Origin of the sequence: Nocardia sp. NPDC005746, from assembly GCF_040630785.1 — a bacterium.
Classification (GTDB): domain Bacteria; phylum Actinomycetota; class Actinomycetes; order Mycobacteriales; family Mycobacteriaceae; genus Nocardia.
Genome location: NZ_JBEXYE010000006.1, coordinates 167,169 through 181,029, shown reverse-complemented (window position 1 = coordinate 181,029; position 13,861 = coordinate 167,169). Strand labels below are relative to the sequence as shown.

The 13,861-nt window shown below is 69.1% G+C and carries 12 protein-coding genes; 5 read left to right on the top strand and 7 right to left on the bottom strand.

The window, feature by feature from the left end; all coding sequences use genetic code 11:
- Positions 1-166: 166 nt before the first annotated feature.
- The 7 genes from ABZ412_RS13950 to ABZ412_RS13920 all read right to left on the bottom strand — a co-directional run bounded on the left by ABZ412_RS13950 (position 167) and on the right by ABZ412_RS13920 (position 9,102).
- Entirely contained in the window at positions 167-1,270 is a 1,104-nt protein-coding gene (locus ABZ412_RS13950) for an alpha/beta fold hydrolase (protein ID WP_357280362.1), read from the bottom strand.
- 170 nt (positions 1,271-1,440) lie between these two features.
- Entirely contained in the window at positions 1,441-2,394 is a 954-nt protein-coding gene (locus ABZ412_RS13945; protein WP_357280359.1) for a metallophosphoesterase, read from the bottom strand.
- Positions 2,395-2,526: 132 nt separating this feature from the next.
- Positions 2,527-3,945, bottom strand: coding sequence for an MATE family efflux transporter (locus tag ABZ412_RS13940; protein WP_357280357.1), 1,419 nt, complete (start codon positions 3,943-3,945; stop codon positions 2,527-2,529).
- Positions 3,942-5,405 (bottom strand): cysteine synthase family protein, encoded by a 1,464-nt coding sequence (locus tag ABZ412_RS13935; protein ID WP_357280354.1) that lies wholly within the window; start codon positions 5,403-5,405, stop codon positions 3,942-3,944. The genes ABZ412_RS13940 and ABZ412_RS13935 overlap by 4 nt, the downstream gene beginning before the upstream one ends.
- Before the next feature lie 81 nt (positions 5,406-5,486).
- Positions 5,487-6,863: a Y4yA family PLP-dependent enzyme gene (locus ABZ412_RS13930; RefSeq protein ID WP_357280353.1), complete on the bottom strand. Its 1,377-nt coding sequence runs from the start codon at positions 6,861-6,863 to the stop codon at positions 5,487-5,489.
- 164 nt (positions 6,864-7,027) lie between these two features.
- Positions 7,028-7,990 (bottom strand): ornithine cyclodeaminase family protein, encoded by a 963-nt coding sequence (locus ABZ412_RS13925; protein WP_357280850.1) that lies wholly within the window; start codon positions 7,988-7,990, stop codon positions 7,028-7,030.
- Between the two features lie 23 nt (positions 7,991-8,013).
- On the bottom strand, positions 8,014-9,102 hold the full coding sequence (locus tag ABZ412_RS13920) for a TauD/TfdA family dioxygenase (protein WP_357280847.1): 1,089 nt from the start codon (positions 9,100-9,102) through the stop codon (positions 8,014-8,016).
- Between the two features lie 214 nt (positions 9,103-9,316).
- Between ABZ412_RS13920 and ABZ412_RS13915 the strand changes: the two genes are divergently transcribed.
- The 5 genes from ABZ412_RS13915 (at position 9,317) to ABZ412_RS13895 (ending at position 13,844) form a co-directional block, all read left to right on the top strand.
- Complete coding sequence (locus ABZ412_RS13915) at positions 9,317-10,069, top strand: lytic murein transglycosylase (RefSeq protein ID WP_357280350.1); 753 nt, start codon at positions 9,317-9,319, stop codon at positions 10,067-10,069.
- 142 nt (positions 10,070-10,211) lie between these two features.
- Positions 10,212-11,498 (top strand): phosphopyruvate hydratase, encoded by a 1,287-nt coding sequence (gene eno, locus ABZ412_RS13910; RefSeq protein ID WP_357280347.1) that lies wholly within the window; start codon positions 10,212-10,214, stop codon positions 11,496-11,498.
- A gap of 51 nt (positions 11,499-11,549) precedes the next feature.
- The gene (locus tag ABZ412_RS13905; protein WP_357280344.1) at positions 11,550-12,230 is read left to right on the top strand and encodes a septum formation initiator family protein; all 681 of its coding nucleotides are present in this window, start codon (positions 11,550-11,552) and stop codon (positions 12,228-12,230) included.
- A complete protein-coding gene (locus tag ABZ412_RS13900; RefSeq protein ID WP_357280342.1) occupies positions 12,227-12,775 on the top strand; it encodes a DUF501 domain-containing protein in 549 nt (182 codons plus the stop codon). The genes ABZ412_RS13905 and ABZ412_RS13900 overlap by 4 nt, the downstream gene beginning before the upstream one ends.
- 52 nt (positions 12,776-12,827) lie before the next feature.
- On the top strand, positions 12,828-13,844 hold the full coding sequence (locus ABZ412_RS13895; RefSeq protein WP_357280340.1) for a Ppx/GppA phosphatase family protein: 1,017 nt from the start codon (positions 12,828-12,830) through the stop codon (positions 13,842-13,844).
- The last annotated feature ends 17 nt before the right edge of the window (positions 13,845-13,861 follow it).

Sequence of the window (13,861 nt, the reverse complement as noted above, 5' to 3'; positions counted from 1 at the left end):
CCTCACTCGGTGGTCGTGCACGAGGGAAGCTCTGATCATCGTCGTCGGGCAGCGAGGCAGCGCGAGTACTCGACTACTCGAATCGTGCCGGCAGTCGGTCGGACTCCGTCGGCGGTGGAGGCCCGTATCCGACGCTTACCTTGTGCCTCGGATACGGGCTCGGGGCTCAGAGGGCGTAAGGGTTGAAGGCGCAGACCAGGTTCGGGTGGCCGGACGGGTCGAGGGCGCGCAGCGCGATGGAGACCGCGCGCTGGGAGTACATCATCGACAGGTGGTCGGAGAGGTCTATGCCGCAGCCGTCCTGGAGCGTCACGTTGTTCACGGTCGCGCCGGGGCCCGCGGTCAGGAAGGTGGCGGCGTACGGGGTGGAGATCTCGTCGTGGTTGGTGGCGACGCTGGTGTAGTGGACGCCCGCGACGGTGTCGCCGGAGGCGTTGAGGGTCGCGTAGAACGTGGATCCGGCGACCTGTTCGATCAGGCCCTCACCGACCAGGAGCCGGCTGAATCCCAGTGCGTTGAAACCCATGTCGGTGAGACGCCGGCCCAGGGTGGCGATGCCGTCGAGGCTGGTGCCGTGGTGCGTCGCGCCGAAGGTGATGAGCTGGTCGACCTTGCTCGCACCGCCGCCGAACTTCAGATACTGGTCGGCGACCGGGCCGCCCTGCGAGTGGCCGATGATGTCGACCTTGTGCGCGCCGGTCGACGCGAGCACCTTGTCGACGAAGGTCGCGACCTGCTTCGCCGAATCCTCCATGGGGGCAATGCCGTTGACGCCCGGCACCAGCGCGCTCAGGCCGCCCTGCTGGAGCAGGCCCTCCTGGCCGTAATTCAGTGCGTACACGCAGAATCCGGCCTGTTTGATCTGGGGCGACAGGTAGGCGAAGCCGTCGTAGGCGTTCATCCACGACCCGTGCAGCAGCACCACCGGTTCGGGGTGCGCGGCAGTGGGTTTGCAGTTCCAGTCGTTGGCGCCGGAGGGGGCCGTGTTCGCATTGGCGAGGGAGAAGGTGAACGCGGCGATGGTGTCGGTCATCCGGGGACCGTTGCCGGAGGGGATGGTCGAGTGCGGGGCGCTGGATATGCCGGTGTCCGCGAGGGCCTTGCCGGCGGTCTTCACGCCGGAATTGATGGCGTCGACGAGGTTCTGGATGGTGGGGGCGGCGGTATCGGCCTGGGCCCGAACGGTATTGATGCCGGTCAGCCAGGCCAGCGCCGCCGCGCTCATGATCGCCGCGGCGACGCGCGCCCGCATCCGCTTGCTCGTGGTCATCTGTAGTCCTTCCTGCAGGTGCCGGGCTTCGCTGCCCGAACCTGGATGCCGAAGGTATTGCGATGACCGTGGATGTTCGCCCTGGTTGCAGCTGGATTCGCGGTTCCTACAATCGCACCGGACGAACGGTGTGAAAAGCGCCAACAGCGCTCGGGTTCAGACCGGCGCCGTCAGAGAACCGTTTCGCCGTCGGACTCGGAGGCCTCGGTCCGGCGGCGCAGGACGTGGGGGATGCGGGCCGCGGGCGGGATGACGATGCCGGCGTCGGCGAGACGGGCGGCAGCCTGCTCCGGATCGGCGGGCTTGCCGACGGTGGGGCCGTGGCCGATCGGGACCACCGAGTGGACGATGGTGTCGGGGTAGATGTGCACGTAGTTGAAGGCCTGCGCGCCGTCGCGGCCGCGCTGGCCGCCCTCGGCGGCCGCCATGTCCTGGCTGTAGCAGGTGGCCGACGCCACCGAGACGGGGATGCCCGCGAAGGTGGCGTGGCTCGAAAGGTGCAGGTGGCCGGCCAGAATGGCGCGCACGTCGGTGCCGTCGAGGACGTCGGCGAGGCGGCGCTGGTCGCGTAGCTCCACCAGGACGGCCAGGTCCTGGACGCAGGGGATCGGCGGGTGGTGCATGGCGAGGATGGTGCCGAAGGGGGCGGGTTCGGCGAGAACGTCTCGCAACCAGGTCAATTGGGCGTCGCTGATCTCACCCCAGTGGTGGCCCGGGACCGTGGTGTCGAGGGCGATGATGCGCAGGCCGTCGAACATGTGGACGACGTCGAACGGTGCGGCGGACGGGGTTTCGTCGAGCAGGTGCTCGCGCAGGGTGCCGCGCTCGTCGTGATTGCCCGCGACCCACACGACAGGCGCGCCGATGCGCTCGGCCCAGGGCTCGACCAGGTCCCGCAGCTTGCGGTAGGCGCCGGGCTCGCCCTGGTCGGTGAGGTCGCCGGTGAAGACGATGGCGGTCGGTGCGATGCCGCTGGCCTCGGCCTGGCCGAGCAGGGTGGACAGCCGCGCTTCGGCGTCGACCGCACCGTAGAGCTCGGTGTCGGCGGCGATCAGATGGGTGTCACTGAAGTGGAACAGGACATGATCGGCCCTGGCGTGTTCGGCGACTCGCGAGATGTGCACGGACATCCTCCCCGGCATTGGTGGTTTGCGCCCCTGACCGAATTCGTCGCCAGAATAGCGAAAGCCGTTTCTTTCAGGTTGCCCGTGCCCAGTGACGACATGCTTGCGGGAAGGTGAGATTTGGATGTCGGGCTAATGCCGGAGGCTACCGGCCAGCACTCGTGGATGTTCCTGCTCACGTGCGTGCAGCAAGGTGAAGTAGCGCCGCAGCATCAAGGCAGCGGTGGTGGCCAGCCCGGCCGTGAGCCCCCACCACACACCCGCCGCCTCCAGCCCGGCCGGGAAGGCAAGTAGCAGCGCAGTGGGCAATCCCACACCCCAGTACCCCACCAGCGAGAGCCGGAACCCGGCCTTGGTGTCCTTGAGCCCGCGCAGCAATCCCACCCCGATGTTCTGGGCGGCGTCGAAGAACTGCAGCACGATCGCGATCAGCAGCAGGGTGTGCGCCAACCGGACGGTGGCGGAATCACTGTCGGCCAGGAACGGTCTCGACACCCAGTCCGGCGCGAGCGCGTACCCCAGCCCGGTGAGCGCCGCGACCAGTCCCGCGTACCGCAGCGCCAGCCACGCCACCGAGCGCGCGTGCACGTACTCGTCGCGCGCCACCGCCCGGCTCACCAGGATCGACGCCCCGTGCGAGAGTCCGATCGCCACCTGGAACACGATGTACACGATCTGGTAGACGACATTGTGTGCCGCCAGGGCCGCCGCCCCGAGACTCCCCATCACCAGCGCCAGCACCGAGAACATGCCCGCCTCGGACCCGTAGGTGAGCGCGATCGGCGTCCCCAGCCGCAGTTCCTCCCGCACCGTCGCCGAATGCACCGGCCACATCCGAACCGGCAGCGTCGCACGCAGTTTCGGATCCCGCCGCACCATCGCCCAGAACACCCCGAAGGTGATGAGGAAGACCAGCGAGGTCGCCACGCCGACCCCGGTCAACCCGAGCGCGGGCAGCCCGGCCCACCCGTGCATGAACGCCAGCGCCAGCACCAGATTCAGCGCCACCGACCCGAGCGTCACCAGCAGCAGCGCCTGCGGCCGCTGCATCCCGACCGTGTACTGCCGCAACACCTGGAACCACAGGCACGGCACCAGTCCCGGCGCGAGCGCCACCATCATCGGCCGGGCCTGTGCCAGCACGTCGGCGTCCTGCCCCAGCCATCGCAACACCCACCCCAGCCCGATCAGCAGTGCGCCGCCGAGCAATCCGGCCACGGTGGCGATCAGGAAACTCGACCGCACCACCTCCCGGACCAGGGCCTCGGCCCGCCGCCCCTGCTTCTCGGCACGACTCACCACCGTGGCCACCTGATTCCCGGTCCCGGTGATCAGCCCGACGCACATGGTCCGAATCTGGTTGAACAGCACCAGCGCCAGCCCGCCCGCGGCCACCTCGCGCACCCCGAGCGTTCCCATCAGCGCGATATTGGTGGTGGACACCGCGACTTGGGCGAGCTGGGTCAAGGCGATGGGGGTGGCCAGCGAAGCCAGTTGCCGCCCATCGGATTGCCGGTGTCGTCGATCGGAATATCCGAGCGCCCCGGTCATTTCGTGGCAGCCCCGTCCGTGGGTACGGGCGCAGTCGCGGTGGTGGGCACGGCGGTCGAACCGGCGGTGGGCGCGGGACCGGTGGCGGACCCGGATGCCGAATCGGCGGCGGCGGGTGAGGTGTCCGGCATCAGGATGGTGTGGGTGCCGGGCGGTTCGGGTGCGGTGCCACGAAGTTTCGCGAGCAGTTGCGCGACCAGGGCGGCCTGATCCTCGAGCCGCTGCCGGTACTTGTCGAGGGCCAGGCAGATCAGTCCGGAGTCGCCGGTGGCGAGCAGCTCGCCGATCTCGTGCGCGGGCATGTCGGCCAGTTCGAGCTGGTGGATCAGGGTGGCCTCGGGCACCTTCTGGTCGGCGTAGTCGCGCAGCGGACGTCCGGTGAGGCCGTGTTCGACGGCGTAGTCGTCGGGCAACGCGTAGTGCAGGTGCCGCAGCGCCGCGCGCTCGCGCGGGTCGGGGCGGGCCGCGGGCCGATGGGTGTCGAGCCGGGCGGTGACCGCGGCCTCGCGTTCGGTGTCGAGCAGGTCGCGGTCGGCCATCCACTCGTCGTCGAACACCGTGTCCAGATACTTCTCGCCGTCGTCGTTGATGATCACGACAACGGTGGAGTGGCAGGGGAATTCGTCGATCCGGGTGAGCGCCGCGTACACCGAGCTGCCCGAGGACCCGCCGATCAGCAGCCCCAGGTGGGACGCCAGCGCGCGGGTGGTGGCGAAGGCGTTCACGTCGGACACCTTCACGCGGTCCCGCTCGTCGATGAGGTGCAGGTCCTGGTCCACGTGCACCCCGGGTTCGGCGCCGATCGGCGTCCCCGTGCCGGACTGCCAGTAGTCGTGCCCAGGCCCGCCGAAGGCGATGGACCCTTCCGGCTCGACGCCGATCAGCCGCGGATCGCAGCCCTTCTCCCGCAGTCCCCGCGCCGTCCCGAACAGGGATCCGCCGGTCCCGACCGCCGCCACCAGCACGTCGACGTGCCCGAGGTCGGCCACCAATTCCCCGGCGAGCGCGACATATCCGACGCCATTGGCCGGATTGGCGTGCTGCGCCGGGAAGTACGCACCGGTCTGTTCGGCCAGCTCCGCCGCCCGCTCCTCCCGCGCGGAGGTGGACAGTCCGTCGTCACCGTCGTCGGAGACGAATTCGAGCGTCGCGCCCATGGCCCGCATGGCGTTCAGCTTGGCCTTGCACGCGTGATTGTCGACCACCGCGGTGAAGCGATATCCACGTTCGCGCGCGACCACCGCCAGACCCAAACCCGTATTGCCGGAGGTCGATTCGATGATGTGCCCGCCCGGCCCCAAACGCCCGCGCCGCTCCGCGTCCAGCACCATGGCCCGGGCCATCCGGATCTTGGCGGTCCCGGTCGGGTTCATGGTCTCGAGCTTCAGGAACAGCCGTGTCCCGGTAGCCGGGCTGACGGCCAGCTCGAACAGCGGGGTCCGGCCGATCAGCTCGGACACTCGCCTGGCGATAACCGGCATCGAGTGTTTCTCCTCGGGAAGGTCGCTGGAGCGGGGCGCGGGGCGGTGACTGAAAACGGTTCAGAACGCGTCGAGAGCGGTATCGAGGCGCCAATTGAATTGTCGTCGATCCGGCGAGCTTCGCAAGACTACCTTCGGCGGAATGGGGAGCCCGTGAAATGAGGACTCGTTGCTGTCCATCTGATAACCGGCGGTATTCGGGTAAATAAGGAGATCATCGGTGGTGGCGGGCCGGGGGAGCGGGATCCGGCGCCAGCTCAGCATGTCATCTTCGAGGCAGGACGACCCGCCGACGCAGGTCGGGGTGAGATTTCCCGGGCGTTGCGGCCACAACACCGGGTCGGGCAGGTATTCACTGTTGAACCATTGTTCGGAAAGGCTGAGGCTGGTCCCGTTGGCGGTGAGAATGTCGTACGGGACGCCGTGCGCGTACCGCGTTTTCACGCCCTGGATCCCGAATACCGTGCTGCCCGCGTGGTCCAGCAGCGCCCGCCCGGGTTCGATCGCCAGCCGAATGCCGGTTTCGCGCAGCGTGTCCGCGAGGTCGTCGGATCCGAGGATGGCGGCGAGCATGGCGGGCCCGGGAACGGGGCAGTGATACGGGTAGTAGGAACCCGCGCCGGGGGCCCGGTCACCGTGGAACCAGCGCGGATTGACGCCCTTGCGGAAGGTCTCCCAGTCGTCCCCGCAGACATAGTCCACACCGAAGCCGCCGCCGATCGAGATGGTGCTGATGGGATGGTCGAGGACGCGGGCCTTGCGGCAGCGTTCGATCAGCGCGTGGGCGAGCGCCGCGCGCGGGGCCGCCTCGTAGCCGGAGAGGTGAAAACTGAAGCCGTGCAGGTGAACAATGTTCCGATCGATCTCGGTGAGGGCGAGATCCAGTTCCTGCTCGGTCAGCCCGAACCGGCTGGTGGAGCCCGGCGGCAGCACGCGCAGCAGGACCCGGCTCGGTTCCGGGAACTTGCTCAGCCGGGTGAGCTCGTCCAGATCGTCGACCGCGATCAGCGCCCGCGCCCGGGTCGCGAGTTCGAGCAGCCGATCCGACTTCGCCGGTCCGGTGACCATCAGGTCGGTCCCGGGGATACCGCCGCGGGTGGCGTCGTTCAGTTCGTCGACGCTGGCGACATCGACACCGCATCCGGCCTCGGCGCAGGCGCGGACGACACAGTCGGCCTTGTTCGCCTTCTTCCCGTAGTAGACGGAGCCCTGCACCCCGGCCCGGGTGAATACCCGCTGGAATCCTCGAATGTTCTCCACGACCTGGTCGGGATACATGACGTGGAACGGTCCGTCGATCTGCCCGGCGATTTGCCGCAGCACCTCCGGGTGGTCGAGTAGCCCCTGTTCCCAGGCGTGTCGGTGCGCGGGCATCGGGCTGGCGGTAATGGTGGAGATACCGGGAGGGGCGACCACGGTCTCGGTGGAGGCGGACATTTTTCCTTTCGGGCGCGCGGGGCTGCCCCTCGGGCGCGGCGATAGCCAACATGCATGAGTATCGTTCGAAACGTTAGACCCGAGCGGTTATCGATTGGATCAATGTCGCGAATAACCGTTTCGGGTGAATTTCTGAGGCGAATCCAGCCGGTCAATTCCGGCGATCAGTCCCAGAGCGAAACCTCGGTGCCCCGTCCCTCGGCAATGGCGCGGTTGGCCAGCGCGTGGGCGACGGCGATATCGGTGAGCACCAGCCCGCTGTTGTACACGAAGATTCGTTCGTCATCGGAGATCCGGCCGACGGCGCGATGTCCCAGGATCTGGGGTAGCTCGGCGTCGACCCGGCGTAGTCGGCCGTCCGGGCCCGCCATATCGGTTCCGGTGAGCGCCATCTGCTCGGCGCTGGTGGCGATCACGCGGTCGGCGTGCACCAGCGTGGAGGGGGCCAGGCCGTAGCCGACCAGCACCACGGTCGAGCCGGGCGCGAGATCCTCGGAGTCGATGGCGACCTGGGTGCCCGGACCCGCGGTGGCGAGGACGACGTCCGCCTCCCGCGCCGCCGCGTTGGGGTCGTCGACGGTCTCCAGTTCCGCGTGCGGATGGTGGTGCAGCAGTTGCTGATGCACGGCTTCCAGGCCTTCGGAGTGGGTGCCATAGAGCATGAGCCGGTTCAGTTGCGGGTTCGCCGCCAGCAGGTGGGGCAGCGCGTTGCGCCCCTGGGTGCCGGTGCCGATCAGCAGCGCGCTGCGCGCACCCGGCCGGACGCATTCGCGCACCAGCAGGGCCGAGACCGCGGGTGTGCGGAGCGCGCCGACGCGGGCGCAATCCATCAGCGCGATGGGCGTTCCCGTGGAGTCGTCGTAGAGCGAGATGGTGGTGAAATACCGCTTGTTGGAGCGGTCGTGGTGTGGGTCGAACTTGTAGCTGGTTTTCATCGCCACCACCCGGCGGCGGCCGTCGCGGCCCAGCATGGCGTACGCGACCGACCAGCCGTCCGGGTGCGCCACGCTCAGCTTCCGCGGGTTGTCCGAATCGCCGCCCGCCAGTGCGAGATACGCGTCCTCGACCGCGCGTACCACCTCGGCGGGGCTGATCGGGACGTCCGCGAGGTCGCTGCGGCTGAGCACCCGGAGCGGGGTGGGGCGGTAGTTCACGGGTGCTGTCCTCTGGTCGTGCTGAAGGGGGCGACCACGCGCTGACCGTAGCCGTTCTCCTCGGCTTCGGCGGCGGCGCGGCGGCGTTGAGGCAGACGGATATTCACCCGCTTGAGCCAGCGGTCGGTGCCGTCGTAACGCGGCGCGAAAGGCACCCTGCCGTGGACCACGGAATCATTGTCCACCAGCAATAGCTCGCCGGGAGCCAAAGCGACCGCGCGACTTACCCGGTGCAATTCGCTGGTCAAATGCTGGTAGGCGCAACGAAATTCGTCGTCGGCCCGGGCGAGCGGGGTGTACGCGGGGTCGAAACGCAGTGTCGGCCCGTCGGCGTCGGCCCCGACGGTGGGGATCGGCGGCGCGGTCTCATCGCCGAAGTCGTCGCCGTAGGAGACGTCGGGCAGGATCGGCAGCCGGGCGGTGCGCAGGATGTCCCATTGCGCCGCATCGAGTTCCACCTGCCGGATCGAGGACACGGTGGTGGCGACCCGGTCGGGGTTGCGCAGGCAGCTCAGCATCAGCAGGTTGGCGCGCTGCGGGTGGAAGGCGTCCTCGGTGTGCGGGCTGAGCAGCGCCGTGCTGCTGGCCCCGGACTGCTCGTGCTCGTGCCCGGGAGTGGGCAGGATGTTGTTGACCAGCCGCCCGGCCTGTTGCCCCTGCCAGCCGAACGGCTCACCGGCGCACCGGGCCAGCAGCAGCAGGGCGATGTCGAGTTCGAACGAGGTGGACCGCCGCGACCGGTCCCCGGCCCAGGCCGCGGCCTCCTCCCAATTGAACGGGGTCGGCCCGAGCGCGTCCTCGTCGATCGGTAGCCGGACGATGACCGCGACGCCCGCGGACGTGGCGGGCGGGCGCATGGCCTCGTGCACGACCTCGGGCAACCTGCCGTATTTGGCGTCGATGTGGCGCAACAGGACCGGATGCGAGAGGGTGGCCGCGATCGCGGGCGTGGCACCAACTGTGACGGCGATCTCAGCGGCGAGGTAGCGGATCGCGCGGGTCGCGGATTCCGGTAGGTCGCGCCGTTCGAGCGGTTCGAGCTTTTCGGGGTGGAGCGGTTGACGTTCGGAGAGAACGCTTTTCACCAACGGAAGGGCCTTCCTGGCGTGGGCGGGGGATGGTGATCTTGGCTCGACCGAAGACGGTATTGCCCCCGCAGAATTTTGGCAAGGCTTACCTAACGGTGTGTCGTAGAAATAGCGAATAGGTATAGGATGCCCGCGCGGAGGGTAATCGAATCGGCCTCGTTCGGGCGAACCGCGTTGACGTTTCTCGCCCGCACGCCGATCCATCTGGATGATGAACGGTGTGCGTATCCGTATGGCCGGCCTCCGAGCCCCGCTGACCCGCGCCGGCCTGGTGGGCGCGGCCGCCGCTCTCCTCGTGCTGACCGGTTGCGGGACAACCCATCTCACCCCGGTGCCCGACGACATGCCGCCGCGAGCGGGCGCGCCGGTGCCCGCGATCGATCTGGATGCGCCGGGCCGCACCGCGATTCAGCTCCGCGACTGGGCGAAGGAACAGCGCGAATCGACCGGCATCCCGGTGCTCGCGCTCGAGGCGTACGGGTACGCGGCCGCGGTGCTGGCCCGCTCCAAGCCCGAGTGCGGGATCGGCTGGACCACCCTGGCGGGCATCGCCAGCGTCGAGAGTCAGCACGGCACGCACGCCGGTTCCCGCATCGCCGACGACGGCACGGTGTCGCCCCCGATCCGCGGCCTGGCCCTGGACGGTTCGCCGGGCCGCGCCCGCATCCTCGATGTCGGCGCCACCGACGCGAACCCGGTCTACGCCCGCGCCATGGGCCCGTTCCAATTCATCCCCGAGACCTGGAAGCGCTGGGGCGTGGACGCCAACGGCGACGGCAAGATCGATCCCGACAACATCGACGACGCCGCGCTCACCGCCGCCCGCTATCTCTGCGCCATGGGCGGTGACCTGACCGCCGCTCCCGGCTGGCAGCAGGCCCTGCTCACCTACAACCAATCCACCAGCTACATGAATACCGTCCGCTATCGAGCCGCGGCTTACAGTGTGGGCCGTACCGTCTGACCAGCACCCGAAGTTCTGGACCAGGGGCCGCGAACCGGCCCCGGAGCGTAGCGGAGCGGCGAATTCAACACTGCTAGGCTTTTCCGCAGCACGGCGACAGCCGTGCGACCTGCCGAGTCAGCAGCCGAAGGAGTGTCGTTTCGTGGCCATCATCGAACAGGTCGGAGCTCGCGAGATCCTGGATTCTCGTGGCAACCCCACTGTCGAGGTCGAGATCGCTCTCGACGACGGCACCCTCACCCGCGCGGCCGTGCCCTCCGGCGCGTCCACCGGTGAGCACGAGGCTGTCGAGCTGCGTGACGGTGGCGACCGCTACCAGGGCAAGGGTGTGCAGAAGGCCGTCGAGGGCGTTCTCGACGAGATCGCCCCGGCCGTGATCGGTCTCGACGCCGTCGAGCAGCGCACCGTCGACCAGACCCTGCTGGATCTGGATGGCACCCCGGACAAGTCCCGCCTGGGTGCGAACGCCCTGCTGGGCGTGTCGCTGGCCGTGGCCCGCGCCGCCGCCGAGTCCTCGGGCCTGGAGCTGTTCCGCTACGTCGGCGGCCCGAACGCCCACGTGCTGCCCGTCCCGATGATGAACATCCTCAACGGTGGCGCGCACGCCGACTCCGGCGTCGACGTCCAGGAATTCATGATCGCCCCCATCGGCGCGGCCACCTTCAAGGAGTCGCTGCGCTGGGGCGCGGAGGTCTACCACACGCTGAAGTCGGTGCTGAAGGCTCAGGGTCTGTCCACCGGCCTGGGCGACGAGGGCGGTTTCGCGCCGTCGGTCGCCAACACCCGCGCCGCCCTGGACCTGATCGCCTCCGCGATCGAGAAGGCCGGTTTCAAGCTGGGCAGCGAGATCGCGCTGGCGCTCGACGTGGCCGCCACCGAGTTCTACACCACCGGTGAGGGTTACAAGTTCGAGGGCAAGCTGCACACCGCGGCCGAGATGTCGGACTTCTACGCCGGCCTGCTCGGCGCGTACCCGATCGTGTCGATCGAGGACCCGCTGTCCGAGGACGACTGGGACGGCTGGGTCGCGCTGACCGACCAGATCGGCGACAAGGTGCAGCTGGTCGGCGACGACCTGTTCGTCACCAACCCGGACCGCCTGGAAGAGGGCATCGCCAAGGGCGCCGCCAACGCGCTGCTGGTGAAGGTCAACCAGATCGGCACCCTGACCGAGACCCTGGACGCGGTCGAGCTGGCCCACCGCAACGGCTACAAGTCGATGATGAGCCACCGGTCCGGCGAGACCGAGGACACCACCATCGCCGACCTGGCCGTGGCCGTCGGTTCCGGCCAGATCAAGACCGGCGCCCCGGCTCGCTCCGAGCGGGTCGCCAAGTACAACCAGCTGCTGCGTATCGAGGACGCCCTGGGCGACTCGGCGCGCTACGCCGGTGACGCGGCCTTCCCGCGTTTCGCGTTCGAAGGCTGACATAGTCGAAGGCTGAGAAGGCAATCGATCAGCTGACTTTCGAGGTGTGAGATGACGGAGCGACGGGCGCGCGGTACCAGTCCTGCGGGACGAAGTGACCGGCGCCCGTCGCGCTCCACCCGGTCCAAGACCGCCTCGGGCGGGAAGCGGACCGAAACCGCCACCGCGGCGTCCAAGTCGGGCGCGGTCCCCAAGGCCGCGAGCAAGACCCGGGCGGCGGCGGTGAAGGCCACGGCCAAGCGCCGCACCGCGCCCGCCGCGAGTTCCGAACGGCACGAACGCAAGATCCTGGGCCTGTCCACGGGTCGCGCGGTCCTGCTGGCCGCGGTGCTGGCGGCCCTGGCACTCACCCTGGCGGTCCCGCTGCGCACCTATTTGACCCAGCGCACCGATGCCGCCGAGCTGGCCACCCAGCACAATCAGCTGGAAGAGGAAGTCTCGGTGCTGCGCGATCGTCGTGCGCAGCAACAGGATCCGAACTACATCAAGGCCGAGGCCCGGGACCGCCTGCGCCTGGTGATGCCGGGGGACACCCCCTACATCGTGCAGATCCCCGAGATCGAGCAGCCGGCCATCCCGACCCAGCCCGCCAAACCGCGGGAGCCCGACCCCTGGTACACGCAGGTGTGGCGCAGCATCTCGTCGCCGCAACCGGTCGCCGCCCCCGCACCCACCACCACTCCGGCGCCGCCCCCGCCGCCCATACCCTCCGAGGAAGGACAACCCAGGTGACCGCAGCCGAGAACGAACCCAGCGAGCGCGATCTCGCGATCGTCGCCGAGCAACTGGGCCGGGCTCCGCGCGGCGTGCTCGCCATCGCGTACCACACCCCGGACGGTCTGCCCGCGGTCGTGAAGACCGCGCCCAAGCTGCCCGACGGCACGCCCTTCCCGACCCTCTACTACCTGACCGACCCGCGCCTGACCGCGGAAGCGAGCCGGCTCGAGACCACGGGCTTGATGCGCGACATGTCCGAACGTCTCACCCGCGATCCGGAACTGGCCGCCGCCTATCGCGCCGCGTACGACAGCTACCTGGCCGAACGCAATGCCATCGAGGACCTGGGCACCGACTTCGCCGGGGGCGGCATGCCCGACCGGGTGAAGTGCCTGCACGTCCTGATCGCGCACTCCTTGGCCAAGGGGCCGGGGCTCAATACGCTCGGTGACGAGGCCGTCGCCCTGGCGGCCGAACACGGCTTGCGCGGCACCGCCATCCCCGCCGACTGGCCGAAATACGACCAGTACCGCACCGATTCGGCCACCGGCGACGCCTGACCCGGCGCGTCCGCCGGAGTCGTTCGGCACCATTCGAATTCAGAGGTCACTGATGAGCAATGCGGAATTCGCCCAGAGCTCGGCGGCTGCCGGAGACACGGCGGCCGAAGGACACGAGCGGATCGCGGCGATCGACTGCGGCACCAATTCGATTCGTCTGCTGATCGCCGACGCCACCCGGGACGAGGCGGGCGCGCCGCACCTCACCGACGTGCACCGCGAGATGCGGATCGTGCGCTTGGGGCAGGGCGTCGACGCGACCGGCGCGCTGAATCCCGAAGCGATCGAACGGACCCGGGTCGCGCTGCGCGACTACGTGGACCTGATGCTGAAGCACGGGGTGACCCGGGTGCGGATGGTCGCCACCTCCGCCACCCGCGACGCCTCCAACCGCGAGGACTTCTTCGGCATGACCGGCGAGGAGCTGGGCCGGGTGGTGACCGGAGCGCAGGCCGAGGTCATCACCGGTGACGAGGAGGCGCGGCTGTCGTTCGCGGGCGCGGTCGGGGAACTGTCCAGCGCCGCCGGGCCTTTCGTGGTGGTCGACCTCGGCGGCGGGTCCACCGAGGTGGTGCTCGGCGACGCCGCCGGTGTGCGGTCGGCGTATTCGGCCGACATCGGTTGCGTGCGGATCACCGAGCGCTGCCTGCACGGCAATCCGCCCACCCGCGAGGAGGTCGCGTCCGCGCGGTTCTTCGCCTCCGAGCGGCTGGCGCAGGCCTTCGGCGTGGTGCCGGTGGAACGCGCGCGCACCTGGGTGGGCGTGGCCGGGACCATGACCACGATCGCGGCGGTCGCGCTCGATCTGCCCGAATACGATTCGGAGCGAGTGCATCTCACCCGGATGCCGCTGTCGGAGCTGCGCCAGGTGTGCGATCGGCTGATCGGCATGAACCACGACGAGCGGGCCGCGCTCGGGCCCATGCACCCGGGCCGGGTGGATGTGATCGGCGGTGGCGCGGTGGTTGCTGAGGTGCTGGCCGATGAGCTGGCGCGGCGGGCCGGGATCTCCGAACTGATTGTCAGCGAACACGACATCCTGGACGGCATCGCGCTTTCGATTGCCTGATAAGGCCATTCTTCGAG

What these genes read in the sequence shown, in the direction of transcription:
- ABZ412_RS13895 (WP_357280340.1), top strand. Translation starts at nt 12,828, where the DNA reads ATGAGCAATGCGGAATTCGCCCAGAGCTCGGCGGCTGCCGGAGACACG.
- ABZ412_RS13905 (WP_357280344.1), top strand. Translation starts at nt 11,550, where the DNA reads ATGACGGAGCGACGGGCGCGCGGTACCAGTCCTGCGGGACGAAGTGAC.
- ABZ412_RS13940 (WP_357280357.1), bottom strand. Translation starts at nt 3,945, where the DNA reads ATGACCGGGGCGCTCGGATATTCCGATCGACGACACCGGCAATCCGAT.
- ABZ412_RS13930 (WP_357280353.1), bottom strand. Translation starts at nt 6,863, where the DNA reads ATGTCCGCCTCCACCGAGACCGTGGTCGCCCCTCCCGGTATCTCCACC.
- ABZ412_RS13950 (WP_357280362.1), bottom strand. Translation starts at nt 1,270, where the DNA reads ATGACCACGAGCAAGCGGATGCGGGCGCGCGTCGCCGCGGCGATCATG.
- ABZ412_RS13915 (WP_357280350.1), top strand. Translation starts at nt 9,317, where the DNA reads ATGAACGGTGTGCGTATCCGTATGGCCGGCCTCCGAGCCCCGCTGACC.